The organism is Pannonibacter indicus (genome assembly GCF_001418225.1).
GTDB classification, from domain to species: Bacteria; Pseudomonadota; Alphaproteobacteria; order Rhizobiales; family Stappiaceae; genus Pannonibacter; species Pannonibacter indicus.
Genome location: NZ_LIPT01000013.1, coordinates 51,593 through 73,310, shown reverse-complemented (window position 1 = coordinate 73,310; position 21,718 = coordinate 51,593). Strand labels below are relative to the sequence as shown.

Sequence of the window (21,718 nt, the reverse complement as noted above, 5' to 3'; positions counted from 1 at the left end):
GGACGCAACATGACAGACGCAACAATGGCCGTTCCGGCCCAACCCGTCGTGACCACGCGCAGGATGCTGACCTTCCTGTGCATGGTCTTCGGCATGTTCATGGCGATCCTGGACATCCAGATCGTCTCGGCCTCCCTGTCGGAGATCCAGGCCGGGCTCGGCGCCTCCAGCGATGAAATTCCGTGGGTGCAGACGAGCTATCTGATCGCCGAAGTGATCATGATCCCGCTGTCCGGCTATCTGTCGCGCATGCTCTCGACCCGCTGGATGTTTGCCATCTCCGCTGGCGGCTTCACCGCCATGAGCTTCATGTGCGCCACGGCCACGACGATCAACGAAATGATCCTCTGGCGCACGCTGCAGGGATTTCTCGGCGGCGGCATGATCCCTACCGTCTTCGCGACGGCCTATCTGATCTTCCCGCGTGAGAAATTCAGCATCGTGTCGCCGATCATCGGCCTCGTCGCAACGCTGGCCCCGACCATTGGCCCGACGCTGGGCGGCTATCTCACCGACTTCATGTCCTGGCACTGGCTGTTCCTGATCAACGTCATTCCCGGCATCTTCGTGACGATTGCCGCCATTACGCTGATCGACTTTGATGAGCCGGACATGAGCCTTCTCGACAAGTTCGACTGGACTGGCTTTGCCGCCATGGCGGTGTTCCTCGGGTCGCTCGAATATGTGCTGGAGGAGGGGACCAATGACGACTGGTTCCAGAGCGAGCATATCGTCCTGTTCTCCGTGCTCTCGGGTGCCGCCGCGCTGCTGTTCTTCTACCGGGCCTTTACGGTGGATGAGCCGGTTGCGGATTTGCGTGCCTTTGGCAACAAGAACTTCGCAATGGGAAGCCTGTTCAGCTTCGTCATGGGCATCGGACTCTATGGCCTGACCTATCTCTATCCAGTCTATCTCTCCGGCATCCGCGGCTATACCGCGCTGCAGATCGGTGAGACCATGTTCGTCAGCGGCCTTGCCATGTTCCTGACAGCCCCCATCGCAGGACGGCTGATGAGCGTGCTCGATCCGCGCGTGATGATGGGCATCGGCTTCGGCGGCTTTGCGCTCGGCACCTATATTGTCACCGGGCTTACGCAGGACTGGGATTTCTACGAGCTGCTGCTGCCGCAGATCCTGCGCGGCTGCTCCCTGATGCTGTGCATGGTGCCGATCAACAACATCGCCCTTGGCATGCTGCCGCCGAAGATGATCAAGAACGCCTCCGGCCTGTTCAATCTGACGCGGAACCTCGGCGGTGCCGTGGGTCTTGCGCTGATCAACTCCTTCCTGACCGAGCGGCGTGCCTTCCACTACGAGCGCTTGGCCGAAAGCGTCAATGGCGCCCGTGAGCCGGTGCAGGAAACCATGTCCATGCTGACGCAGGCCTATGCGCCGCTGGGCGATGCCGCCCCCACAGCGGCCCTCAATGCGGTGAAGGGCATGGTCACCCAGCAGGCCTTCATCATGTCCTTCATCGACATGTTCATGCTGCTGACCCTGCTGTTCATCTGCCTGCTGGCCGCCATCTTCTTTGTCGAAAAGCCAAAACTCAATACGGGCGGCGGTGGAGGGCACTGATGCCCTCCGGTCAGATGAGGCCATTTTACTCTTGAAAAATCCAACATTTCCAATACCTTGATTGGTATGGAACGGATTTTCGGAGGGCTTCATGGCCGATGACGGCGCGCAGGACCATCCGGCCAGCGCCCGGACAGACGGCCGCAGTGACGAAAGCCTGGCGTCTGCAAGGCCCTTGTCTACAAGGTCCGCTGGCGGCAAGGCGCAACGCCGGGCGCCGCGCATTCCGACGCAGGAGCGCCTCACACGGCAGGCCCTGGCCTATCTGGAGCGCTATGCCACGTCGCTGGCCAATCTGCGGCTCGTGCTGGAGCGCAAGGTTTCCCGCGCCGCCCGCCACCATGGCACGGATGCAAGCGTCTATGTGCCGATGATCGAGGCGGTGCTGGACAAGTGCAGCCGCAGCGGTCTGGTGAACGACCGCAGCTTTGCCGAAACCAAACTCGCCATCCTGCGCCGCAAGGGAGCCTCCACGCGCAAGATCGCCGCGCAGCTGGGCGCCAAAGGCGTCACCCGGCAGATGATCGATGCGGTACTGGATCAGGACGAAACGTCGGACGTCAGCGCTGCACGCCGCTTTGCGCAGCGCCGCAGGCTCGGGCCGTGGCGCAAGGGCCACCAGGACGAGAGCCCGGAGACCCGCCGCGGCAAGGACCGCAAGGACATGGCCGCCATGTGCCGCGCCGGCCACTCTATCTCCGCCGCACGGGCCGCCTTGCAGGGCGTGGAGGGAATGGAAGAGTGAGCTGCCTCATACAGCACCTTTCCATCGTCATCCGGCCAAGCCCAGCGCGAGCCGGGACCAGTCTTCCTTCCAACATTGACATTGACCAGCGTCAGACGGACGGCAAGGGCCGCATCTCTAACTGGCCCAAGTGGGGTTTGGCATACTAGAGGGCTGCTACGCACAAATATCGGATAAGATATATTATGGAACTTATTTATATGCAATGAGATTGCTGCCGAAGCGCCGCCGCCTGTCACATGCTGCCCGTTGCATATCACCCGTCACATGCCGCCCGTCACATCGATGACTCGGTGCTGCGGTTGTTTCGCGCCATGGCTTCACATTGTCTCATCATCATCATCGATCTGCTCAACGACTTTCTCGACAGCTGGGACGCCGGGCGAACGGCAGAGTTGATTGCGCAGACCAACCGGCGGGACCCGAAGGCGTTTGAAACGGAGGCCGGTGCGGCCCGGCGTTTGCAGGAAGCCTATATGGCTTGCCGTTCCGGGCTGTGGCCGGTGCGGCATGGATGCGCGAAGAGCCCGCATTGCTGCAAGCTCCCGCTGGCGTCATTCACTACACGGGCAGCTGGAGCTGTTCCGATCCCGGCGGCCTTGCAGCGTCCTGGTACCGGAGCTTTTGCGCCGAGCCCTTGCAGGACAGCCCCTTGACGCTGGTCATTCCACTGGCAGTCTTTGCCCCGGCCTCAAGGTCAAAAGCCTTCCATAGCCCACAAACCGCGCCCTTCATGAGTTATAGAACGCCAGTCTATAGCCCATCCCCTACTCCACCGGCCCGCTGCCGCGCATCTTCTTGATCGTGCCGCGGTGCTTCTTGCCTTCTACGCGGCGGCGTTTGGAGGCAAGCGTCGGCCGGGTCGCCTTGCGGGGCTTGCCGCGGTGGGCGGCGCGGGCGAGAAGCTCGATCAGGCGAGCCAGCGCGTCGTCCCGGTTCATCTGCTGGGTGCGGAACCGGTCGGCCTGGATGATGATTTCGCCGCTGCGCGTCAGGCGGCTGCCTGCGAGCTCTGCTGCACGTGCCTTCACATCCTCCGGCAGGCTGGTATTGCCGGCAAGATTAAAGCGCAACTGCACGGCTGTCGAAACCTTGTTGACGTTCTGCCCGCCCGGACCGGAGGCGCGGATGAAATCCTCGCGCAGGTCCGCTTCTTCGATGAAGAGCCGCCCGGTCACGGGAATGCGGCCGCGCGGCGGTATGCCGTTATCTTCCGCCATAGTCCCGCCTCCTTTGCTCCCGTCCGCCTGGATTGCGGCGGAATTGCGCGCACCAATCTTAAAAAGATTTAATAAAGCAATAGCTTGGCAGAATGCCCGGAAAGGTGGATGCTGATCTTGCCTTCCGGATCGGCCAGCGAAGCCCTCCCCCACAGCGCTCCACACGCCGCTCCGGGCAAGGCGGATGCTTCCTGCAGGTCCTTATGGCCTGATAACCCAGGAGTTGGTGAAATGAAACTGCAGAAGATGATTGCCCCGGTCCTTGCCGCTTCTTTCCTTGCCACCATGGCAGGCGGCGCATTCGCAGCCACCACGGTGAAGCGGGCGGATACGGGAACACCTGCACAGCACCAGTCGCAGATGCTGAAGAAGACATCGTCCACCACGGCCTCATCCGGCAGCGCGCTTCTGAAGAAGACCAGCGCCAAGACGGCCGCCACATCCACAGCAAAGGCCACCTCCGGCACGTCTGCCAGCGGGCAGATGCAGCAGAAGGCTGCCAGCAACTCCGCCACCGGTTCCACCGGTACGGCGCTTCACAAGAAGAAGAGCTGAGTGTTGACCGCCCATCCCGTCAGGAGATCCCCGCCCTGACACTCCCCACGGTCTCTCAAGCCACCTGACCTCCTGCAAGGGCTGCGGCGCTGCCACTGGCGCCGCAGCCTTTCGCGTTTCAGCCGTATCCCTTTCAGGCCGGTTTCAGCCCCAGAGCGGACAGCACCAGCCCGCAGACTGTCTCTGCCGCCCCTTCCCGGAACTCCGGGTCATCGAGCGTTTTTCCCGTGACTATGCGGATCTGGGTTTCGAAATCGGCATAGTGCTGGGTCATGGCCCAGATCATGAAGATGAGATGCACCGGATCGGCAGGCCGGATCAGCTCCTTGTTCATCCAGTGCCGGATGACACCGGCCTTCTCGCGCACCAGTTCCTTGAGATCCTCCTCCAGCACCTTGCGGATGCGCGGGGCCCCCTGCAACACTTCGTTGGCAAAGAGGCGGGAGGCTTCCGGCAGGTCGGCGGACATCTGCAGCTTCTGGCGGATATAGGCGGTCAGTTCTGAGGCTGGATCGCCCTCCGGATCAAGACGGCGCAAGGGGGCAAGCCAGACCTCGAGAATATAGGCCAGAACCGCCTCGTAAATCTCTGTCTTGGAGCGGAAGTAATAGAGCAGGTTCGACTTGGACATGCCCGCCCCGCCCGCAATTGCTTCGAGAGTTGCGCCGGAAAAGCCAAGCCGGGAGAACTCGGCCAGCGCCGCATCCAGAAGGCGGCTGCGGTTCAGTTCCTGAATGCGGCTGAGATTGCCATCCTCGTTCTGCGCCGCAGTTCCCATGCTGCGTGCCGTGCGGGTGCGCGGGCGCGGCGTGCGGTTACGCGCAGCAGGTTGGCCGGAAGAAGTATGATCCGTCATGCGGGGCAGTCTCCACCCTGAGCCTTGGCCCGAGCCTTGGCCCTGATTCCGACGCCCGATAGCACGATTCGCACCACGTTCTCCCGGGCCAAGGCGAACTGTGCCTCCGACAGGGGCGCTCCGCCGTTCAGCGTCTCGATCTGATGAATGAAGTCAGCATAGTGCTGGGTCGTCGCCCAGATCATGTAGAGCAGCGTGCGCGGATCGACCGGGTCCATCCGGCCCTCCGCTACCCATCTGTCGATGATGGCAATGCGGCTCGCGGTCCAGTCGCGCAGCGTTGTTTCGAGATAGTCCTGGATGACGGGCGCCCGGTGCAGGATCTCGTTGGCCCAGACCTTGGAGCCCATGGGATGCTGCCGGGAAATGTCCATCTTGGTGGTGATGTAGCGGGTCAGCGCTTCTTCCGGATCCTCGCAGTCATCGAAGGAATTGGCCGCTTCCAGCCAGATTGTGAAGATGTTTTCCACCACCTGCCGGTACAGCGCTTCCTTGGTGGCAAAGTAGTAATGCAGGTTCGCCTTGGGGATGCCTGCCCGGGCCGCGATCATGCCCGTCGTGGCGCCCCGGTAGCCGTGTTCGGCGAACACTGTTTCGGCCGCCTCAAGGATTGCCCGTTCGGTTTCCGCCCGCGCTGTGCTCCGGCTGGATGGCTTGCGCTCCATTGCCCCCCGCTTCCTGTCCCCGCTGCTGGCCAGCCTGTTGCGGCGCAGCACATCTGTGGTCAGATTTTCATCCTGCCGATGAAATTATCATCTTGACCGTCTGGTCAAGGATTCATACGCTCCTTGACCAATTGGTCAGGTTTCTTTCAGGCCCTCGCGAAGGCTCCTGGCCGCCAAACACAAGACCCCGAACGGGGCATATCCAGAGATCAACCGGCCCGCACGCGGCAACAAGACTGCGGCAGGTCATGAAGGGAACAGCGCAGGTGCAAAATCGCAAGACGATGACGGACAACCGTGCCCGGCACTGCTAGGCTCAGGCTACCCGTGTTCGCCTGAAGCCGAACCCGTGTGCAAGTTTGCTGCAGCCACGACCGTGTTTCCGCGCCGCTGATGGCCGGAACCGGCAAGGAGGAACTATGTCTGACAAGGCCGCGTCCGCTGCCATTCCCAACAATCTGGAAGCCTTCTGGATGCCGTTTACGGCGAACCGCCAGTTCAAGAAGGCGCCGCGCATGTTCGTCGCGGCCAAGGACATGCATTACACCACAGCCGAGGGCAACAAGGTGCTGGATGGCACGGCTGGCCTGTGGTGCTGCAACGCGGGCCACTCGCGCCCCCGCATCGTGGAAGCGGTGCAGAAGCAGATCGCCGAGCTGGATTATGCCCCGGCCTTCCAGATGGGCCACCCCAAGGCCTTTGAACTGGCGGCCCGCCTTGCCGCCATGCTGCCCTCGCCGATGGACCACGTGTTCTTCACCAACTCGGGTTCGGAAAGCGTCGATACGGCGCTGAAGATCGCGCTCGCCTATCAGCGCGCCATCGGCCAGGGCACCCGCACCCGCCTCATTGGCCGCGAGCGCGGCTACCACGGCGTCGGCTTCGGCGGCATCTCCGTTGGCGGCATCGTCAACAACCGCAAGCATTTCGGTACCATGCTGACCGGCGTCGATCACATCCGCCACACCCATGATCCCGTCCGCAATGCCTTCTCGCGCGGCGAGCCGGAGCATGGCGCGGAATTTGCCGATGATCTGATCAAGGTCATCCAGCTGCATGATCCTTCAACAATCGCGGCTGTCATCGTCGAGCCGGTGGCCGGGTCCACGGGTGTTCTGATCCCGCCGAAGGGATACCTCAAGCGCCTGCGCGAGCTTTGCACCCAGCATGGCATCCTGCTGATCTTCGACGAAGTGATCACCGGTTTTGGGCGCATCGGCACGCCGTTTGCCACCGATTATTTCGACGTGATGCCGGACATGATCACCACGGCCAAGGGCATCACCTCGGGCGTCATTCCGATGGGCGCCGTGTTCTGCACCAGGCAGATCTACGAGACCTTCATGACCGGCCCGGAGCACATGATCGAGCTGTTCCACGGCTATACCTACTCGGCCCATCCGGTCGCCTGCGCCGCAGCCCTTGCCACCCTCGACACTTACGAGGAAGAGGGCCTGCTGACCCGTGCAGCCGATCTTGCCTCCTACTGGGAAGCAGCTGTGCACTCGCTGAAGGACTGCCCGCATGTGATCGACATCCGCAACCTTGGCCTCATCGGAGCCATTGAGCTGGAATCAATCCCCGGTGAGCCGACCAAACGCGCCTTTTCGGCCTTCCTCAAGGCCTATGAGGACGGCATCCTCATCCGCACCACGGGCGACATCATCGCCCTGTCGCCGCCGCTGATCATCTCCAAGGAGCAGATCGACGAGCTGTTCGGCAAGCTGCGCAAGGTGCTGGAAAACAACATCTGACGAAGCCTTGCGTCAGGGCTGAACCGCCTGCCCTGACGCGGCATCAACGCCCCGCACACACAACAAGATGATGCCAGACCGCCGCCAGACCATCGCTTGCGCGCTCCAAGGCAGAACCCGGAAACGCGACCCATGAAGACCATTCACAACATCATCGCCGGCAAGGAAACGCCCGTCACCTCCGGCAAGGTTTCGCCCGTGTTCAACCCGGCAACCGGCGAGCAGGTGGCCGAGCTTGGCCTGTCCTGCGCCGCCGATGTGGCGGCGGCCATCGCTGCAGCCAAGGCCGCCTTCCCGGCCTGGCGCGACACGCCGCCGCTGAAGCGTGCGCGGTTCATGTTCCGCTTCAAGGAACTTCTGACAGCCAACGCGGACAATATCGCAAGGGCGATCTCCGCCGAGCATGGAAAGACCCATGACGATGCGCTGGGGGAAGTCGCACGCGGCATTGAGGTCGTTGAATTTGCCTGCGGCATACCGCATCTGCTGAAGGGTGACTTCGCCCGCAACGTTGGGCCAGCCATCGACAGCTATTGCGACCGCCAGCCGCTGGGTGTTGTCGCCGGCATCACGCCGTTCAATTTTCCGGCCATGGTGCCGCTGTGGATGTATCCGATCTCCGTTGCCTGCGGAAACACCTTCATCCTGAAGCCATCCGAGCGCGATCCTTCCGCCGTCATGGTGGTCTATGAGCTGTTCCGTGAGGCCGGATTCCCGGAAGGCGTGCTCAACGTGGTGCATGGCGGCAAGGAAGCCGTAGATGTGCTGCTCACCCACCCGGATGTGAAGGCTGTCTCCTTCGTCGGCTCCACCCCGATTGCCGAATATGTCTATGCTACCGGCACCGCCCATGGAAAGCGCGTGCAGGCGCTTGGCGGGGCAAAGAACCACATGATCATCATGCCCGACGCGGACATGGATCAGGCCGCCGACGCGCTGATGGGCGCAGGCTACGGCTCTGCCGGTGAGCGCTGCATGGCCATTTCCGTCGCCGTGCCGATTGGCGAGAAGACCGCCGATGCCTTGGTCGAAAAGCTGGTGCCACGTGTGCAGGCCCTCAAGATCGGCCCGGCCACGGACAAGGACGCCGAGATGGGGCCGGTGATCACCGATGCCCACAAGCGCAAGGTGCTAGGTTACATCGACCAGGGAGTCAAGGAAGGCGCAGAGCTGCTGGTTGATGGCCGGGGCTTTTCGCTGCAGGGCTATGAGAACGGCTATTTCGTCGGCGGCACCCTGTTCGACCGGGTTACCCCGGACATGACCATCTACAAGGAAGAGATCTTCGGCCCGGTGCTCTCCGTGGTGCGGGCCAAGGGCTATGACGAGGCGCTCGATCTCATCAACACCCACGAATATGGCAACGGCACCGCAATCTTCACCCGCGACGGCGACGCCGCCCGCGCCTTTGCCGACAGGATCGAGGTGGGCATGGTCGGCATCAACGTGCCGATCCCGGTGCCGGTCGCCTATTTCTCCTTCGGCGGCTGGAAGCGCTCGCTGTTTGGCGATCACTCCATCTACGGGCCGGAAGGCGTGCGCTTCAACACCCGCCTCAAGACGGTGACCACCCGCTGGCCGGCCGGCATCAAGGACGGTGCAGTCTTCACTTTCCCCAGCCTCGACTGAGGCTGACCAGAGGACCAGATCCCGCCAGCGGCGCAATTTTCAAGGCAGAGCACGATGACAACACTCGGACAGAACCTGAAGATCAAACCGGACCGCCTTTGGGACAGCATAATGGACATGGCCAAGATTGGCCCGGGCATCGCGGGCGGCAACAACCGCCAGACCCTGACGGATGCCGATGCCGAAGGGCGCAGGCTGTTCCAGTCCTGGTGCGAAAACGCAGGGCTGACCATGGGCGTCGACAAGATGGGCACCATGTTCATGACCCGGCCGGGCACCGATCCGGACGCCCTGCCCGTCTATGTGGGCTCGCACCTCGACACCCAGCCGACCGGCGGCAAATATGATGGCGTGCTCGGCGTTCTGGCCGGGCTGGAGCTGGTGCGCACGCTGAATGATCTCAGCATCAAGACGAAGCATCCCATCGTTGTCACCAACTGGGCCAACGAGGAAGGCGCCCGCTTTGCTCCTGCGATGCTCGCCTCCGGCGTTTTCGCCGGGGTGCACAGCCTTGACTATGCCTATGGCCGCAAGGACCCGGAGGGCAAGACCTATGGCGATGAGCTGAAGCGCATCGGCTGGCTGGGTGACGAAGAAGTGGGCGCCCGCAAGATGCACGCCTATTACGAGCTGCACATCGAACAGGGGCCGATTCTGGAGGCCGAAGGCAAGCAGATCGGCGTCGTCACCCATTGCCAGGGCCTGTGGTGGCTGGAATTCACCCTGACGGGCCGCGAGGCGCACACCGGCTCCACGCCGATGAACCTGCGCGTCAACGCCGGTCTGGCCATGTCGCGCATTCTGGAGATGGTCCAGAGCGTTGCCATGGACCATCAGCCGGGGGCCGTTGGCGGCGTCGGACAGGTGTTCTTCTCGCCCAACTCCCGCAATGTGCTGCCCGGTCAGGTGGTCTTCACCGTCGATATCCGCACACCCGACCTTGCCAAGCTCACCTCGATGCGCGCCCGCATCGAAGCGGAAGCGGCCACCATCTGCAAGGCGCTCGGCGTCGGCTGTTCGGTGGAGGCGGTAGGCCATTTCGATCCGGTGACCTTCGACCCGAAACTCGTCTCCAGCGTGCGCTCCGCCGCGGAACGGCTCGGCTACAGCCACATGAACATCATCTCGGGCGCAGGCCACGACGCCTGCTGGGCCGCCAAGGTCGCCCCCGCCACCATGATCATGTGCCCCTGCGTGGGCGGGCTCTCGCATAACGAGGCGGAGGAGATTTCCAAGGAATGGGCCGGCGCGGCATGTGATGTTCTGTTGCACGCGGTGCTGGAGACGGCTGAGGTCGTGGGGTGAGAGAGGGCACTCTCGACCCGTTCCTCTCCATCGTCATCCCGGACGCAGCGAAGCGGAGATCCGGGACCGGTGAGCCGGGGCCTGAGTTGACTGGAGGACGGAACGGACAATGCCCGCATGGGTCTACATCATGGCATCAAAGCCATATGAAACACTCTACACGGGCGTGACGGCAGTTTTGGCAAGACGAGTTTACGAGCACCGTGAAGGACAGATTGAAGGCTTCACGGAGCGGTACGGCATCAAGTGGCTCGTTTGGTATCAGGAGGTTGCCACGATGCATGAAGCGATTGCGATGGAAAAGAAGATCAAACGCTGGCGGCGGCAGTGGAAGTTCGACCTGATCGAGAAGGGCAATCCGCAATGGCGTGATCTTTATCCGGATCTCAACCTGTAGCACCTCGGCTCACCGGTCCCGGATCTGCGCTGCGCTTGTCCGGGATGACGATCGAGAGGGGGAAGACCATTACTCGAACAACAGAAAGCACCGCATGACATCGCTGCGCACCGCCATCGAGACACCTGACCAGCCCGAGGTTCTGGAGCTTCTGGAGCAGTCGGATGCCTATGCGGACAGCCTTTATCCGCCGGAGGGCAATTTCGGCTCGCCGCTGGAAGACCTGATGCAGCCGGATGTGGACTTCATCGTTGTGCGCAAGGCGGATGGCAAGGTGATCGGCTGCGGGGCGGTGAAGTGGTTCGAAGAAGGCAGCGGCGAGCTGAAGCGCATTTTCGTTGATCCGGCCGCACGCGGCATGGGTGCCGGGCGGACGCTTATGGAAAAGCTGGAGCATCTGGCGCGGGAGCGCGGTGTCCGGCAGCTTTATCTGGAGACGGGTGAGCTCAATCGGGAAGCCGTGCGCATGTACAAGGCGTTCGGTTATGCGCCCTGCGGGCCATTCGGGCCCTATGAGGACAATCCCTGCAGCCTGTTCATGAGCCGGAGCATCGAGCAAAACTGACATAAAGACAGCCGCGCAGTGCTCCGCAACAAGGCGCAACAGCGCGGAAACGGAAAAAGGGGAACAGACATGGCAAGCACTGTGATCAAGGGCGGAACCGTGGTGACCGCCGACCTCACCTACGAGGCCGATGTGAAGGTCGAGGGCGGCAGGATCATCGAGATCGGCAGGAACCTCTCCGGCGATACCGTGCTGGATGCTACGGGCTGCTATGTCATGCCGGGCGGCATCGACCCGCATACCCACCTCGAAATGCCCTTCATGGGCACCTATTCCGCCGATGATTTCGACAGCGGAACCCGCGCAGCCCTGGCCGGCGGCACAACGATGGTGGTGGATTTTGCCCTGCCCTCGCCCGGCCAGTCTCTGCTGGAGGCGCTGTCCATGTGGGACAACAAGTCAACCCGCGCCCATTGCGACTATTCCTTCCACATGGCGATCACCTGGTGGGGCGAGACGGTCTTCAACGAGATGGAGACCATCGTCCGCGAGAAAGGCATCAACACCTTCAAGCACTTCATGGCCTATAAGGGCGCGCTGATGGTGAATGACGACGAGATGTTCGCCTCGTTCCAGCGCTGCGCCGAGCTGGGCGCTCTGCCGCTCGTCCACGCGGAAAACGGCGATGTGGTCGCCTCGCTGCAGCAGAAGCTGCTGGCTGAAGGCAACAACGGGCCGGAGGCACATGCTTACTCCCGTCCGCCGGAAGTGGAAGGCGAGGCTACCAACCGCGCCATCATGATTGCCGATATGGCGGGCGTGCCGGTCTATATCGTCCACACCTCGTCCGAACAGGCGCATGAGGCGATCCGCCGGGCGCGCCAGAACGGCATCCGTGCCTATGGCGAGCCGCTGATCCAGCATCTGACGCTGGATGACAGCGAGTACCGTCACCCCGATTGGGACCATGCCGCCCGCCGGGTGATGAGCCCGCCGTTCCGCGACAAGAAGCACCAGGACAGCCTCTGGGCCGGCCTTGCCTCCGGCTCGCTGCAGGTGGTGGCGACCGACCACTGCGCCTTTACCACGGATCAGAAGCGCTTCGGCCTTGGCGACTTCACCAAGATCCCGAACGGCACCGGCGGCCTGGAAGACCGTATGCCCATGCTGTGGACCTATGGCGTTGCGACCGGCCGGCTGACGATGAACGAATTCGTCGCCGTCACCTCCACCAACATCGCCAAGATCATGAACATGTATCCCAAGAAGGGCGCCATTCTCGTGGGCGCGGATGCGGATATCGTGGTCTGGGACCCGGAGAAGGAAAAGACCATCTCCGCCGCCAGCCAGCAGTCGGCCATCGACTACAACGTCTTCGAAGGCAAGAAGGTGAAGGGCCTGCCCCGCTTCACCCTCACCCGCGGCCGTGTGGCCGTGGAAGACGGCACGGTGCGCCCGCAGGAAGGCCACGGCCAGTTCGTCAAGCGCGAGCCCTATCAGGCGGTCAACAAGGCGCTTTCAACCTGGAAGGAACTCACCGCCCCCCGCAAGGTGGAGCGAACCGGCATTCCGGCGAGCGGGGTGTGAGAGGAGAAGAGATTCGTTCCCTTGGCTGAAGCCTCTCAGTCCCCTCCCCCTTGAGGGGAGGGGATCGGAAACGCCTTGTCCTGATCTGTCCGTGAATGATGTGAAGGGTCCGAGGAGATGAGAGGGCTGGGAGATGTCCTCAACGGTGGTTGGCAAGTCTGCTATTTCTCGCGCCCGGCGTCTGCGGCGGGACATGACGGCTGGAGAAAAGCGTCTCTGGGTGGAGCTTCGCAGCTTCCGGTCACCATACGGGTATCACCTGCGCAAGCAGGTACCGATCGGCCCTTACATTGCGGATTTCGCGTGTCATGGTGCAAAACTGATCATTGAGCTGGATGGCGAGCACCATCTGTACGCAGATAGGAGTTTTAGGGACCAGATCAGGGACGAGTGGTTTGCAGAAGCCGGATACAGAGTCTTGCGGCTGCCGACGGGAGAGCTGGCCTCATCGGTCGAAGGCTGCCTTGAGAAGATACTCATGGCATTGAATGAAAGCCGTACAGCCGTTTAACGGCGCATGTCCGCACGAACGCACTGGTATTCTACAGACAGGCAAAAAAGCACTCTGCATGACACGGGGAAAATCCGGCGGCGGAGAGGCTGCAACAGCGGGGAACGATGAACGTGACGAGTGGAGCAGTTGAGCGGCCAGCCGCCTCCCAGCCGGTGATTTCGGCGAAGGATCTGTGCCTGACTTTTGAGACGAATGACGGGCCTGTCCATGCCCTGTCGAACATCAATCTGGACATTGCCAAGGGCGACTTCGTCTCCTTCATCGGCCCTTCGGGCTGCGGCAAGACCACGTTGCTGCGCGTCATCGCCGATCTGGAGCAGAAGACTTCCGGAGAGATCAGCGTCAACGGCACCACCCCGGAAAATGCCCGCCTCGACCGCTCCTACGGCTATGTATTTCAGGCCGCCGCGCTCTATCCCTGGCGCACCATCGAAAAGAACATCGCCCTGCCGCTGGAGATCATGGGCCTTGCCAGGGCGGAGCAGCAAAAGCGCATTGCGCAGGTGCTGGAACTGGTGGAACTCGGCGGCTTTGCCCGCAAATACCCCTGGCAGCTCTCCGGCGGCATGCAGCAGCGCGCTTCCATTGCCCGCGCCCTCGCCGTTCAGCCCGATCTTCTGCTGATGGACGAGCCCTTCGGCGCGCTGGACGAAATCGTGCGCGATCACCTCAATGACCAGCTGCACCAGCTCTGGGCCAAGACGAACAAGACAGTCGTCTTCGTCACCCACTCCATCCCGGAGGCGGTCTATCTCTCCACCAAGATCGTCGTCCTGTGCCCGCGCCCGGGCCGGATCTATGACATCATCGAAAGCGACCTGCCGCGCGAGCGGACGCTGGACATGCGCGAGAGCCCGGAATTCCTGAAGATCGCCCATCGCGTGCGCGAAGGGCTGAAGGCGGGGCATGCCTATGATGACTGACAAGGGCAAAACCGCACGGCTTCTTTCGGGCTCCACCCTGCCCGTCCTCACGCTCCTGCTGGCGATCCTCGGCCTCTGGTATGTGGCAACGGTCGCCCTCAATGCGCCATTCCAGCGTGACATCTATGCCCGCGCTGGCCAGACGGATGTGCCTTTCACACAGCTTGTCGCCGATACCATGATGCAGGAGCGGCCCGTCATGCCCTCTCCGCAGCAGGTGGCGGTGGAAATCTGGGATACGACGGTCAACAGGCGCATCACCTCCAACCGCAGCCTGTTCTACCACACCGGCATCACCCTCTCCTCGACGCTGACCGGCTTTGCCATGGGAACGCTGCTCGGCATTCTTCTGGCCGTCGGGATCGTGCACAGCCGCGTTCTGGACAAATCGCTCATGCCCTGGGTGATCACGTCCCAGACCATTCCGATCCTGGCGATTGCGCCGATGATCATCGTGGTTCTGAACTCGGTTGGCATTTCGGGCCTTCTGCCAAAAGCGCTCATTTCCACCTACCTGTCCTTCTTTCCGGTGACAGTCGGCATGGTGAAGGGGCTGCGCTCGCCTGAAATCATCCACATGGACCTGATGCACACCTATTCTGCGACGAAGCTTGAGACCTTCTGGAAGCTGCGCCTGCCCTATGCGGTGCCCTATCTCTTCACCTCGATGAAGGTCGGGATTGCTGCAAGTCTCGTGGGCGCCATTGTTGGCGAGCTGCCGACCGGGGCTGTCGCAGGCCTCGGGGCGCGGCTGCTGGCCGGATCTTACTACGGGCAGACTGTGCAGATCTGGTCGGCCCTGATCATGGCTGCCGTTCTCGCCGGGCTTCTGGTTTCCCTCATCGGCCTTGCCGAAAAAATCACCCTCCGCCGCATGGGGATGAGCCGATGATCCAGTCCCGGCACAGCACCTCCTTCAGCGGCACGGCGCTCCTTGCCGGTGCCAGCCTGCTTCTCACCGTCATTGGCCTCACCAGCCTCATCTTCACGCCGGATCTCGGCGTGGTCGAAATGCCGCGGGTTGCCATCGCAGTCAGCCTCATGGCCATAATGGGCGTGCGCATCATGCTCGGCTTCCAGCAGAACCGCATCGGCGATGTGGCCATCGGCATCGTCACCGCCATTTCCGCCCTGCTGCTGATCGGCGTTGCGCATCATCACCGCGGGCAGGCCGCTCCCGGTTTCTGGGCGCTGGTGGCGGCCATCTGGCTGTCCGCCTGGCTTCTGGCAAGCCGCCTCTCCGCCTGGCGGGGGCTTGGCAAGACGGCAGCACGCGTTGTCAATCTGGCCATTCCGCTCGTCTTCGGCCTGACGCTGCTGGCCCTGTGGGAGCTGATCACCATTGGCGCCGGCGTGCCGCAGGTGCTGCTGCCTTCCCCCTCCGCCATCGGGTTGCGCATTGCCGGGTCCCTGCCCATCCTCTGGGCCGATTTCCAGCAGACCTTTTTGAAGGCGGTCGTCTTCGGCTATGTGGCGGGCTGCGGCTCGGGCTTTCTGGTGGCCCTCATCGCCGACCGGGTGCCCTTCCTGAAGCGCGGCCTTTTGCCCATCGGCAATCTAGTCTCGGCCCTGCCGATCATCGGCGTCGCACCCATCATGGTCATGTGGTTTGGCTTTGACTGGCCGTCGAAGGCAGCCGTTGTCATCATCATGACCTTCTTCCCCATGCTGGTGAACACGGTGGCGGGCCTTGCCGCGGCCGATGCCATGCAGAAGGACCTGATGCGCACCTACGCGGCCAGCCACGGCCAGACGCTGGTGAAGCTGCGCCTGCCCATGGCGCTGCCCTTCATCTTCAACGCGCTGAAGATCAACTCCACCCTCGCCCTTATCGGGGCCATCGTGGCGGAGTTCTTCGGCACCCCCATCGTCGGCATGGGCTTCCGCATCTCGACGGAAGTGGGGCGCATGAACCTCGACATGGTCTGGGCGGAAATCGCCGTGGCGGCGCTGGCCGGCTCCCTGTTCTACGCCGCTGTTTCGGCGGTGGAACGCTGGGCCACCTTCTGGCATCCCTCTCAGCGGGGGTGACATGAAACAGGCCCCGCGGCTTCACGCGGGGCCTGCGAGCCGGTAAGGTCCTGTTCCCAAGACACCTCCCTACCGGATTCTCCCATGAAACCTGGCCGCGATATCTCCGTTCTTATCGACATCATGGCGGCGCTGCGCACGCCAATCACCGGTTGCCCCTGGGATCTGGAGCAGGACTTCGGCACGATTGCGCCTTACACGGTGGAAGAAGCCTATGAGGTGGCAGAAGCCATCAGCCGCAACGATCTGGATGATCTGCGCGAGGAACTGGGCGATCTCCTGCTGCAGGTGGTCTATCACGCCCGTATGGCCGAGGAAGAGGGCGCCTTCAGCTTCCCCGATGTGGTCGAAGCGATCACGAGGAAGATGATCCGGCGCCACCCGCATGTGTTCGGCGGCGAGGAAGCCCGCTCCTCCGGTATGGCAAAGGGCATGTGGGACAAGATCAAGGCGGAGGAAAAGGCCGAGCGCAAGGCCCGCCGGGCGGCCATGGGCCTGCCGGACACCGAGCCTGGCTATCTCGACGCCGTGCCGTCCGCCTTCCCTGCCCTGATGGAAGCGGAAAAGATCCAGCGGCGGGCCGCGAAGGTCGGGTTTGACTGGGAGACGCTCGCTCCGGTCTTTGCCAAGATCCGCGAGGAACTGGATGAACTGGAAGCGGAACTCACGGACCACACGCCGCCGGCGGTCACCGGTTCCGTTCCCGATGCGGTGAAGGACGAGTTGGGCGACGTGCTCTTCGCCGTTGCCAATCTTGCCCGTCATCTCGAAGTGGAGCCGGAGGCAGCCCTGAAGCGGACCAACGCCAAGTTCCGCCGCCGCTTCGCCGCCATCGAAGCGGAAGCCGCCCGGCGCGGCACCAAACTGGAAGCGCTCACTCTGGATGAAATGGAAGAAATCTGGCAGGCGGCGAAGGGAAAATAAGCCGGCTAATAAAATAGATCTGCGGTAGCCGGGATCTTCCTGCACCGCTCCCGGCCGGTCTACCGGCCAGCCCTCCTAACAGGTCCCGGCACAAGGCCGGGACGGCGCAATGCCGGGGTTGCAGAGGTACCCCCCTGACGTTGTGATGTCGTGTTGGAAATCTGCCGGAATAGCCTTCTCCGCGCTGCCCCGGCCTTGTGCCGGGGCCTGTCATGGAGCCGCTGCCTGCGAGCGTTCACGGCCAGAGATCCTGTGTAAAGGCTGCCGTCAGCCTCAATCCGCCCCGGAGATATAGGCGCCGTAACGGCTGCGGAAGGGGCCCTTTTGCTTGTCGGAGATGCGCACCGTCAGCTCGATGACCTCTTCGCCGTCCACCCGCTCCAGCACCTCCCCCATCTGGTAGAGGCCCGCCAGCAGTTCGCCCTCCGTTACCGGGAGCGCCAGCTCGAAGCGGTCGTCGCCCACGGCCATGAAGGCCTCGATACGGGACAGCAGCGCCGGGATGCCATCACCCGTCAAGGCCGAGAGTGCTATGGCGCCTTCCGGACCGTTGGCTTCCAGCAGCTTGGCGCGGCGCTCGGGATCGAGGTTGTCGATCTTGTTCCACACTTCCACCACCGGTGCACCGGTCTGCGGATTGACGCCAAGGCCGGCCAGCGTGCGGCCCACATCCACCGACTGGGCGTCGCTGTCCTCGTGCGAGATGTCGCGCACATGCAGGATGAGATCGGCCTCCAGCACCTCTTCCAGCGTGGCACGGAAGGCGGCGACCAGATGGGTCGGCAGTTCGGAGATGAAGCCCACCGTGTCGGACAGGATCACCTCACGCCCATGCGGCAGGCGGATGCGGCGCAGCGTCGGGTCCAGCGTGGCGAACAGCAGGTCCTTGGCGAACACATCCGATTGCGTCAGCCGGTTGAACAGCGTCGACTTTCCGGCGTTGGTGTAGCCGACCAGCGCGATGACCGGCTGCGGGATTTTCTTGCGCTTCTTGCGGTGCAGGTCACGGGTGCGGCGCACCTGCTCCAGCTCCCGCTCCAGCCGCATGATCTTGTCCTGGATCTGGCGCCTGTCCGCCTCGATCTGGGTTTCGCCTGGGCCACCCATGAAGCCGGCACCGCCGCGCTGGCGCTCAAGGTGGGTCCAGGAGCGGACAAGGCGGCTCTTCTGCCAGGTCAGATGGGCAAGGTCCACCTGCAGGCGGCCTTCCTTGGTGCGGGCGCGGGCGCCGAAGATCTCCAGGATCAGACCGGTGCGGTCGATCACCTTGGTCTTCATCGCCTTTTCGAGATTTCGCTGCTGGATCGGCGTCAGTGCATGGTCGATCACGACCACGTCCACATCGCCCTCTTCCGCCGCACGCGCGATCTCCTCCACCTTGCCTGGACCCAGCAGGGTTGCCGGGCGTGGCGTGTGAATGCGCGCGATGGAGGCGGAAACGATCTCAAGCTCGATGGCGGCACACAGGCCGACGGCCTCTTCCAGCCGCGCCTCGGGCGTACGCGTGGGCGGCGGCGTGCCTTCAAAGCCCTTGGGAAGCCGCTCCGGCAGAACCGGCTCGATCACCAGCGCCCGGGAAGACGGTCCCTTGAAGACAAGTTCACCGCCGTGGGCGGCGGGCTCACCATAGCCACCGTCCCTGCCCCGGCTGTCTTCCCCGTCCAGCCAGTCCTGATCTTCAAATTCGTTGCCGGAGCTGCCCTCTCCGGCCTGTCTGTTCTTGCGAGCCAATCAGGCGCCTGCTTTTTCGGCGCCTTCTTCACCGCCTTCGAACAGCTGCACGGGGGCGTTCGGCATGATGGTCGAAATGGCATGCTTGTAGACAAGCTGGGAATGACCATCCCGGCGCAGCAGAACACAGAAATTATCAAACCACGTCACCACGCCCTGCAGCTTCACGCCGTTGATGAGGAAAATCGTCAGCGGAACTTTCTGCTTGCGAAGGTAATTGAGGAAGGTGTCCTGCAGATTCTGTGCACGCTCAGCCATGAGTCTTCTTATCCTGTTGCTGTCGTCCGCGGCCGGGGCATCTGACATGTTCTTGTTGTGCGACCGGCAAGCGAGGCAAAAAACACAAACGTAAGTGCCTCTCCCGGATGAACCGGACGCCGGTTATCTAGTTTACAACAAATCCCGTCCGTTACCCCAGCACTATTTCATATCATCAATATATTTCATCAAGATGGGTTGCTGTATGGAACTGCTTGCGCAGCTCCGTTGCAACAGTCCCCGGATGGCCGTTGCCGATAGAGGCCCCATCGAGACTGACCACCGGCATGCAGATGGTGGAGGCGGCCGTAACGAAAGCCTCGCGCGCGGTCTTGGCCTCTTCCAGCGAGAACGGGCGCTCCTCAAAGCGCAGGCCCTCGCGCTCAACCAGATCCAGAACCACGCTGCGGGTGATGCCGCGCAGAATGCCGCTCTCGGCCGGGCGCGTCACCAGAACGCCGTCCTTAGTCACGATCCAGGCATTGGTCGAACCGCCTTCGGTGACAAAGCCGTCCTGATCCACATACCAGACTTCCTTGGCGCCCTGCTCGCGGGCATATTGCTTGGCCAGCACGTTCGGCAGCAGGCCAACGGTCTTGATGTCCACACGCGGCCAGCGGTTTTCCGGGTGGCTGACGACGGCAATACCGGTTTCGGCCTGCTTGTCGGAGGCTGCCGGGTTCCCCGGTTTGGCCGTGATCACCAGCGTCGGCGCGATGGGCGTCAGCGGGAAGAAGTGATCGCGCCGGGCCACACCGCGCGTCACCTGCATGTAGACGATGCCGTTGCGCACCTTGTTGCGGCGGATGACTTCCTTCAGAACCAGCGTGAGCGGCTTATGTTCCATCGGCATGGGGATGCGCAGCTCGCTGCAGGAGCGTTCCAGACGCGCCAGATGGCGCGGGCCATCGACCAGCTTGCCCTGCCAGACCTCGCAGACCTCATAGACGCCATCGGCAAACTGATAGCCTCGGTCTTCCACATGCACGGCGGCCGAAGAGTGCGGCAGGTATTGTCCATTCACATAGGCAATGCGGCTCATGAGAACTCCTTACGGCAAAGGCCGGAGCGTTGGGCGGGCACGGCGGGAGGCGGGTACGGGAGGGTACCCTTCCGGCACATCCTGACCGCCGGTTCAGAAGAATTCAAGGCTGACGCGGAACATCTGCTCCACCTGGCGGACCCGGTTGGCCATGGCGAAGATGACGATCCGGTCACGCGCCTGGATCTGCATATCGCCATTCGGCGTCAGCACCTTGCCGTTCCGGAACACCGCACCAATGCGGATACCGTCCTGCAGGTCAACTTCCCGCAAGGGGCGGCCCACCAGCGGCGAGGTTTCCAGCGCTTCGGCCTCGATGATCTCCGCTGCGCCATTGTGCAGCGACTGGACGCCGCGGATGCGGCCCCGGCGCACATGCTGGAGAATGCGGGAAATCGTCACGGCACGCGGATTGATGAAGGCATCGATCCCCAGCGCATTGGCAAAGGCCGGATAGCTCGGATTGTTGAGCAGCGACAGGTTGCGCTTGCAGCCGAGCTTCTTGGCCATGACGCAAGAAAGGATGTTCACCTCGTCATCATTGGTCAGCGTGATCATGGTATCTGCGGTTTCCACATCCGCTTCTTCCAGGATCCCCTGATCCAGCGCGCTGCCGTGAAGAATCACGGTGCGTTTCAGCTCATTGGCGATGCCGACAGCGCGCTCGCGGGACGATTCGATAATCTTCACACGGGTGGATGTCTGGCGCTGCTCAAGGGCGCGGGCCACGTAAAGGCCAATGTTGCCGCCGCCGGCAATGACGACACGGGTGGCCTCCGGTTCCTCGTGACCGAAGATACCGAGGGTTCGGCGCACCTGATCGCGGCGGGCCACCACATAGGCAAGGTCGCCCACCAGCATGCTGTCGGAGCTTTTGGGTGCAAACAGTTTGCCGCCCCGGTTGATGCCAACGACCACGGAGCCAAGATCGGGGAACAGATCGGTCAGCTGGCGCAGTGGCGTGTCGACAACCGGGCAGTCTTCCTCGCAGTTGACGCCGATGACCACGACCTGATCATCGGCAAAGCGCATGGTCTCCACCGCGCCGGGGAGCGACAGGCGGCGCAGCACCATGTCCCCCACCTCGATCTCGGGCGAGATGATCACGTCGATAGGCAGGTTTTCGCGGGCGAAGAGATTGCGCCAGCGGCCCTGGAGATAACTCTGGGCGCGCACGCGCGCGACCTTGGTCGGCACATTGAAGAGGGAATGGGCCACCTGGCAGGCGACCATGTTCACCTCGTCATAGAGCGTGACGGCGATGATCATGTCCGCTTCGTCGGCACCGGCCTGCGCCAGCACATCCGGATGGGCGCCGTTGCCGACGAAACCGCGTACGTCGAGCTGATCACCGATGGCAGCAATCAGCTTCGGCGACGAATCGATCACCGACACATCGTTCTGTTCCGCAGCCAGACGTTCGGCGATGCCGTAACCGACCTGCCCTGCCCCGCAAATGACGACCTTCATCGGTCACATGTCCCCGTTTGAAGCGCTTT

The 21,718-nt window shown here is 62.6% G+C and carries 21 protein-coding genes; 14 read left to right on the top strand and 7 right to left on the bottom strand.

Going from position 1 to position 21,718, the window contains the following annotated elements; translation table 11 throughout:
* Nucleotides 1-9 precede the first annotated feature (9 nt).
* Both ASC48_RS15960 and ASC48_RS15955 read left to right on the top strand, forming a co-directional pair.
* Nucleotides 10-1,578, top strand: a complete 1,569-nt coding sequence (locus tag ASC48_RS15960) for a DHA2 family efflux MFS transporter permease subunit (RefSeq protein WP_055456716.1) — start codon at nt 10-12, stop codon at nt 1,576-1,578.
* A gap of 91 nt (nt 1,579-1,669) precedes the next feature.
* Nucleotides 1,670-2,323, top strand: a complete 654-nt coding sequence (locus ASC48_RS15955) for a regulatory protein RecX (RefSeq protein WP_055456715.1) — start codon at nt 1,670-1,672, stop codon at nt 2,321-2,323.
* 767 nt (nt 2,324-3,090) lie between these two features.
* On the opposite strand, the gene arfB is transcribed toward ASC48_RS15955, so the two are convergent.
* Nucleotides 3,091-3,543 carry an alternative ribosome rescue aminoacyl-tRNA hydrolase ArfB gene (arfB, locus tag ASC48_RS15950; protein WP_055456714.1) on the bottom strand — a complete coding sequence of 151 codons (453 nt, stop codon included), beginning with the start codon at nt 3,541-3,543 and terminating at the stop codon, nt 3,091-3,093.
* A 231-nt stretch (nt 3,544-3,774) separates the two neighbouring features.
* On the opposite strand from arfB, the gene ASC48_RS15945 reads away from it, so the two are divergent.
* Nucleotides 3,775-4,098: a hypothetical protein gene (locus tag ASC48_RS15945; RefSeq protein ID WP_055456713.1), complete on the top strand. Its 324-nt coding sequence runs from the start codon at nt 3,775-3,777 to the stop codon at nt 4,096-4,098.
* Between the two features lie 133 nt (nt 4,099-4,231).
* Here ASC48_RS15945 and ASC48_RS15940 read toward each other — a convergent pair whose 3' ends face one another.
* Both ASC48_RS15940 and ASC48_RS15935 read right to left on the bottom strand, forming a co-directional pair.
* A complete protein-coding gene (locus tag ASC48_RS15940) occupies nt 4,232-4,876 on the bottom strand; it encodes a TetR family transcriptional regulator C-terminal domain-containing protein (protein WP_055456732.1) in 645 nt (214 codons plus the stop codon).
* Nucleotides 4,877-4,950: 74 nt separating this feature from the next.
* On the bottom strand, nt 4,951-5,619 hold the full coding sequence (locus ASC48_RS15935) for a TetR/AcrR family transcriptional regulator (RefSeq protein ID WP_055456712.1): 669 nt from the start codon (nt 5,617-5,619) through the stop codon (nt 4,951-4,953).
* Between the two features lie 419 nt (nt 5,620-6,038).
* Between ASC48_RS15935 and aptA the strand changes: the two genes are divergently transcribed.
* The 11 genes from aptA to mazG all read left to right on the top strand — a co-directional run bounded on the left by aptA (nt 6,039) and on the right by mazG (nt 17,188).
* Nucleotides 6,039-7,373: an omega-aminotransferase AptA gene (gene aptA / locus ASC48_RS15930; RefSeq protein WP_055456711.1), complete on the top strand. Its 1,335-nt coding sequence runs from the start codon at nt 6,039-6,041 to the stop codon at nt 7,371-7,373.
* Nucleotides 7,374-7,505: 132 nt separating this feature from the next.
* Nucleotides 7,506-9,002: a CoA-acylating methylmalonate-semialdehyde dehydrogenase gene (locus tag ASC48_RS15925; protein WP_055456710.1), complete on the top strand. Its 1,497-nt coding sequence runs from the start codon at nt 7,506-7,508 to the stop codon at nt 9,000-9,002.
* 54 nt (nt 9,003-9,056) lie between these two features.
* Nucleotides 9,057-10,307: a Zn-dependent hydrolase gene (locus ASC48_RS15920; RefSeq protein ID WP_055456709.1), complete on the top strand. Its 1,251-nt coding sequence runs from the start codon at nt 9,057-9,059 to the stop codon at nt 10,305-10,307.
* Nucleotides 10,308-10,416: 109 nt separating this feature from the next.
* Nucleotides 10,417-10,704 (top strand): GIY-YIG nuclease family protein, encoded by a 288-nt coding sequence (locus tag ASC48_RS15915; RefSeq protein ID WP_055456708.1) that lies wholly within the window; start codon nt 10,417-10,419, stop codon nt 10,702-10,704.
* Between the two features lie 94 nt (nt 10,705-10,798).
* A complete protein-coding gene (locus ASC48_RS15910; RefSeq protein WP_055456707.1) occupies nt 10,799-11,269 on the top strand; it encodes a GNAT family N-acetyltransferase in 471 nt (156 codons plus the stop codon).
* Between the two features lie 69 nt (nt 11,270-11,338).
* Entirely contained in the window at nt 11,339-12,796 is a 1,458-nt protein-coding gene (hydA, locus tag ASC48_RS15905; RefSeq protein ID WP_055456706.1) for a dihydropyrimidinase, read from the top strand.
* 133 nt (nt 12,797-12,929) lie between these two features.
* The gene (locus ASC48_RS15900) at nt 12,930-13,307 is read left to right on the top strand and encodes an endonuclease domain-containing protein (protein WP_055456705.1); all 378 of its coding nucleotides are present in this window, start codon (nt 12,930-12,932) and stop codon (nt 13,305-13,307) included.
* A gap of 107 nt (nt 13,308-13,414) precedes the next feature.
* On the top strand, nt 13,415-14,233 hold the full coding sequence (locus ASC48_RS15895; RefSeq protein ID WP_040679293.1) for an ABC transporter ATP-binding protein: 819 nt from the start codon (nt 13,415-13,417) through the stop codon (nt 14,231-14,233).
* Nucleotides 14,223-15,125, top strand: a complete 903-nt coding sequence (locus ASC48_RS15890; RefSeq protein ID WP_055456704.1) for an ABC transporter permease — start codon at nt 14,223-14,225, stop codon at nt 15,123-15,125. The genes ASC48_RS15895 and ASC48_RS15890 overlap by 11 nt, the downstream gene beginning before the upstream one ends.
* On the top strand, nt 15,122-16,264 hold the full coding sequence (locus ASC48_RS15885) for an ABC transporter permease (protein ID WP_055456703.1): 1,143 nt from the start codon (nt 15,122-15,124) through the stop codon (nt 16,262-16,264). The genes ASC48_RS15890 and ASC48_RS15885 overlap by 4 nt, the downstream gene beginning before the upstream one ends.
* 84 nt (nt 16,265-16,348) lie before the next feature.
* Nucleotides 16,349-17,188 carry a nucleoside triphosphate pyrophosphohydrolase gene (mazG, locus tag ASC48_RS15880; RefSeq protein WP_055456702.1) on the top strand — a complete coding sequence of 280 codons (840 nt, stop codon included), beginning with the start codon at nt 16,349-16,351 and terminating at the stop codon, nt 17,186-17,188.
* A gap of 273 nt (nt 17,189-17,461) precedes the next feature.
* Here mazG and hflX read toward each other — a convergent pair whose 3' ends face one another.
* The 4 genes from hflX to trkA form a co-directional block, all read right to left on the bottom strand.
* Nucleotides 17,462-18,751, bottom strand: a complete 1,290-nt coding sequence (gene hflX / locus ASC48_RS15875; protein ID WP_244270083.1) for a GTPase HflX — start codon at nt 18,749-18,751, stop codon at nt 17,462-17,464.
* 168 nt (nt 18,752-18,919) lie between these two features.
* Nucleotides 18,920-19,225: an RNA chaperone Hfq gene (gene hfq, locus ASC48_RS15870; protein WP_208975765.1), complete on the bottom strand. Its 306-nt coding sequence runs from the start codon at nt 19,223-19,225 to the stop codon at nt 18,920-18,922.
* A 127-nt stretch (nt 19,226-19,352) separates the two neighbouring features.
* On the bottom strand, nt 19,353-20,219 hold the full coding sequence (locus ASC48_RS15865; protein WP_055456700.1) for a D-amino-acid transaminase: 867 nt from the start codon (nt 20,217-20,219) through the stop codon (nt 19,353-19,355).
* 93 nt (nt 20,220-20,312) lie between these two features.
* Entirely contained in the window at nt 20,313-21,689 is a 1,377-nt protein-coding gene (gene trkA / locus ASC48_RS15860) for a Trk system potassium transporter TrkA (RefSeq protein WP_055456699.1), read from the bottom strand.
* Nucleotides 21,690-21,718 lie beyond the last annotated feature (29 nt).

Excerpts from the sequence above, each read along its gene's own strand:
- mazG (WP_055456702.1), top strand. The coding sequence starts at position 16,349 with ATGAAACCTGGCCGCGATATCTCCGTTCTTATCGACATCATGGCGGCG.
- ASC48_RS15895 (WP_040679293.1), top strand. The coding sequence starts at position 13,415 with ATGAACGTGACGAGTGGAGCAGTTGAGCGGCCAGCCGCCTCCCAGCCG.
- hydA (WP_055456706.1), top strand. The coding sequence starts at position 11,339 with ATGGCAAGCACTGTGATCAAGGGCGGAACCGTGGTGACCGCCGACCTC.
- aptA (WP_055456711.1), top strand. The coding sequence starts at position 6,039 with ATGTCTGACAAGGCCGCGTCCGCTGCCATTCCCAACAATCTGGAAGCC.
- ASC48_RS15960 (WP_055456716.1), top strand. The coding sequence starts at position 10 with ATGACAGACGCAACAATGGCCGTTCCGGCCCAACCCGTCGTGACCACG.
- ASC48_RS15915 (WP_055456708.1), top strand. The coding sequence starts at position 10,417 with ATGCCCGCATGGGTCTACATCATGGCATCAAAGCCATATGAAACACTC.
- ASC48_RS15935 (WP_055456712.1), bottom strand. The coding sequence starts at position 5,619 with ATGGAGCGCAAGCCATCCAGCCGGAGCACAGCGCGGGCGGAAACCGAA.
- ASC48_RS15925 (WP_055456710.1), top strand. The coding sequence starts at position 7,506 with ATGAAGACCATTCACAACATCATCGCCGGCAAGGAAACGCCCGTCACC.
- ASC48_RS15900 (WP_055456705.1), top strand. The coding sequence starts at position 12,930 with ATGTCCTCAACGGTGGTTGGCAAGTCTGCTATTTCTCGCGCCCGGCGT.
- ASC48_RS15920 (WP_055456709.1), top strand. The coding sequence starts at position 9,057 with ATGACAACACTCGGACAGAACCTGAAGATCAAACCGGACCGCCTTTGG.
- ASC48_RS15890 (WP_055456704.1), top strand. The coding sequence starts at position 14,223 with ATGATGACTGACAAGGGCAAAACCGCACGGCTTCTTTCGGGCTCCACC.
- ASC48_RS15865 (WP_055456700.1), bottom strand. The coding sequence starts at position 20,219 with ATGAGCCGCATTGCCTATGTGAATGGACAATACCTGCCGCACTCTTCG.
- ASC48_RS15955 (WP_055456715.1), top strand. The coding sequence starts at position 1,670 with ATGGCCGATGACGGCGCGCAGGACCATCCGGCCAGCGCCCGGACAGAC.
- ASC48_RS15885 (WP_055456703.1), top strand. The coding sequence starts at position 15,122 with ATGATCCAGTCCCGGCACAGCACCTCCTTCAGCGGCACGGCGCTCCTT.
- hfq (WP_208975765.1), bottom strand. The coding sequence starts at position 19,225 with ATGTCAGATGCCCCGGCCGCGGACGACAGCAACAGGATAAGAAGACTC.
- trkA (WP_055456699.1), bottom strand. The coding sequence starts at position 21,689 with ATGAAGGTCGTCATTTGCGGGGCAGGGCAGGTCGGTTACGGCATCGCC.
- ASC48_RS15910 (WP_055456707.1), top strand. The coding sequence starts at position 10,799 with ATGACATCGCTGCGCACCGCCATCGAGACACCTGACCAGCCCGAGGTT.
- arfB (WP_055456714.1), bottom strand. The coding sequence starts at position 3,543 with ATGGCGGAAGATAACGGCATACCGCCGCGCGGCCGCATTCCCGTGACC.
- ASC48_RS15945 (WP_055456713.1), top strand. The coding sequence starts at position 3,775 with ATGAAACTGCAGAAGATGATTGCCCCGGTCCTTGCCGCTTCTTTCCTT.
- ASC48_RS15940 (WP_055456732.1), bottom strand. The coding sequence starts at position 4,876 with ATGGGAACTGCGGCGCAGAACGAGGATGGCAATCTCAGCCGCATTCAG.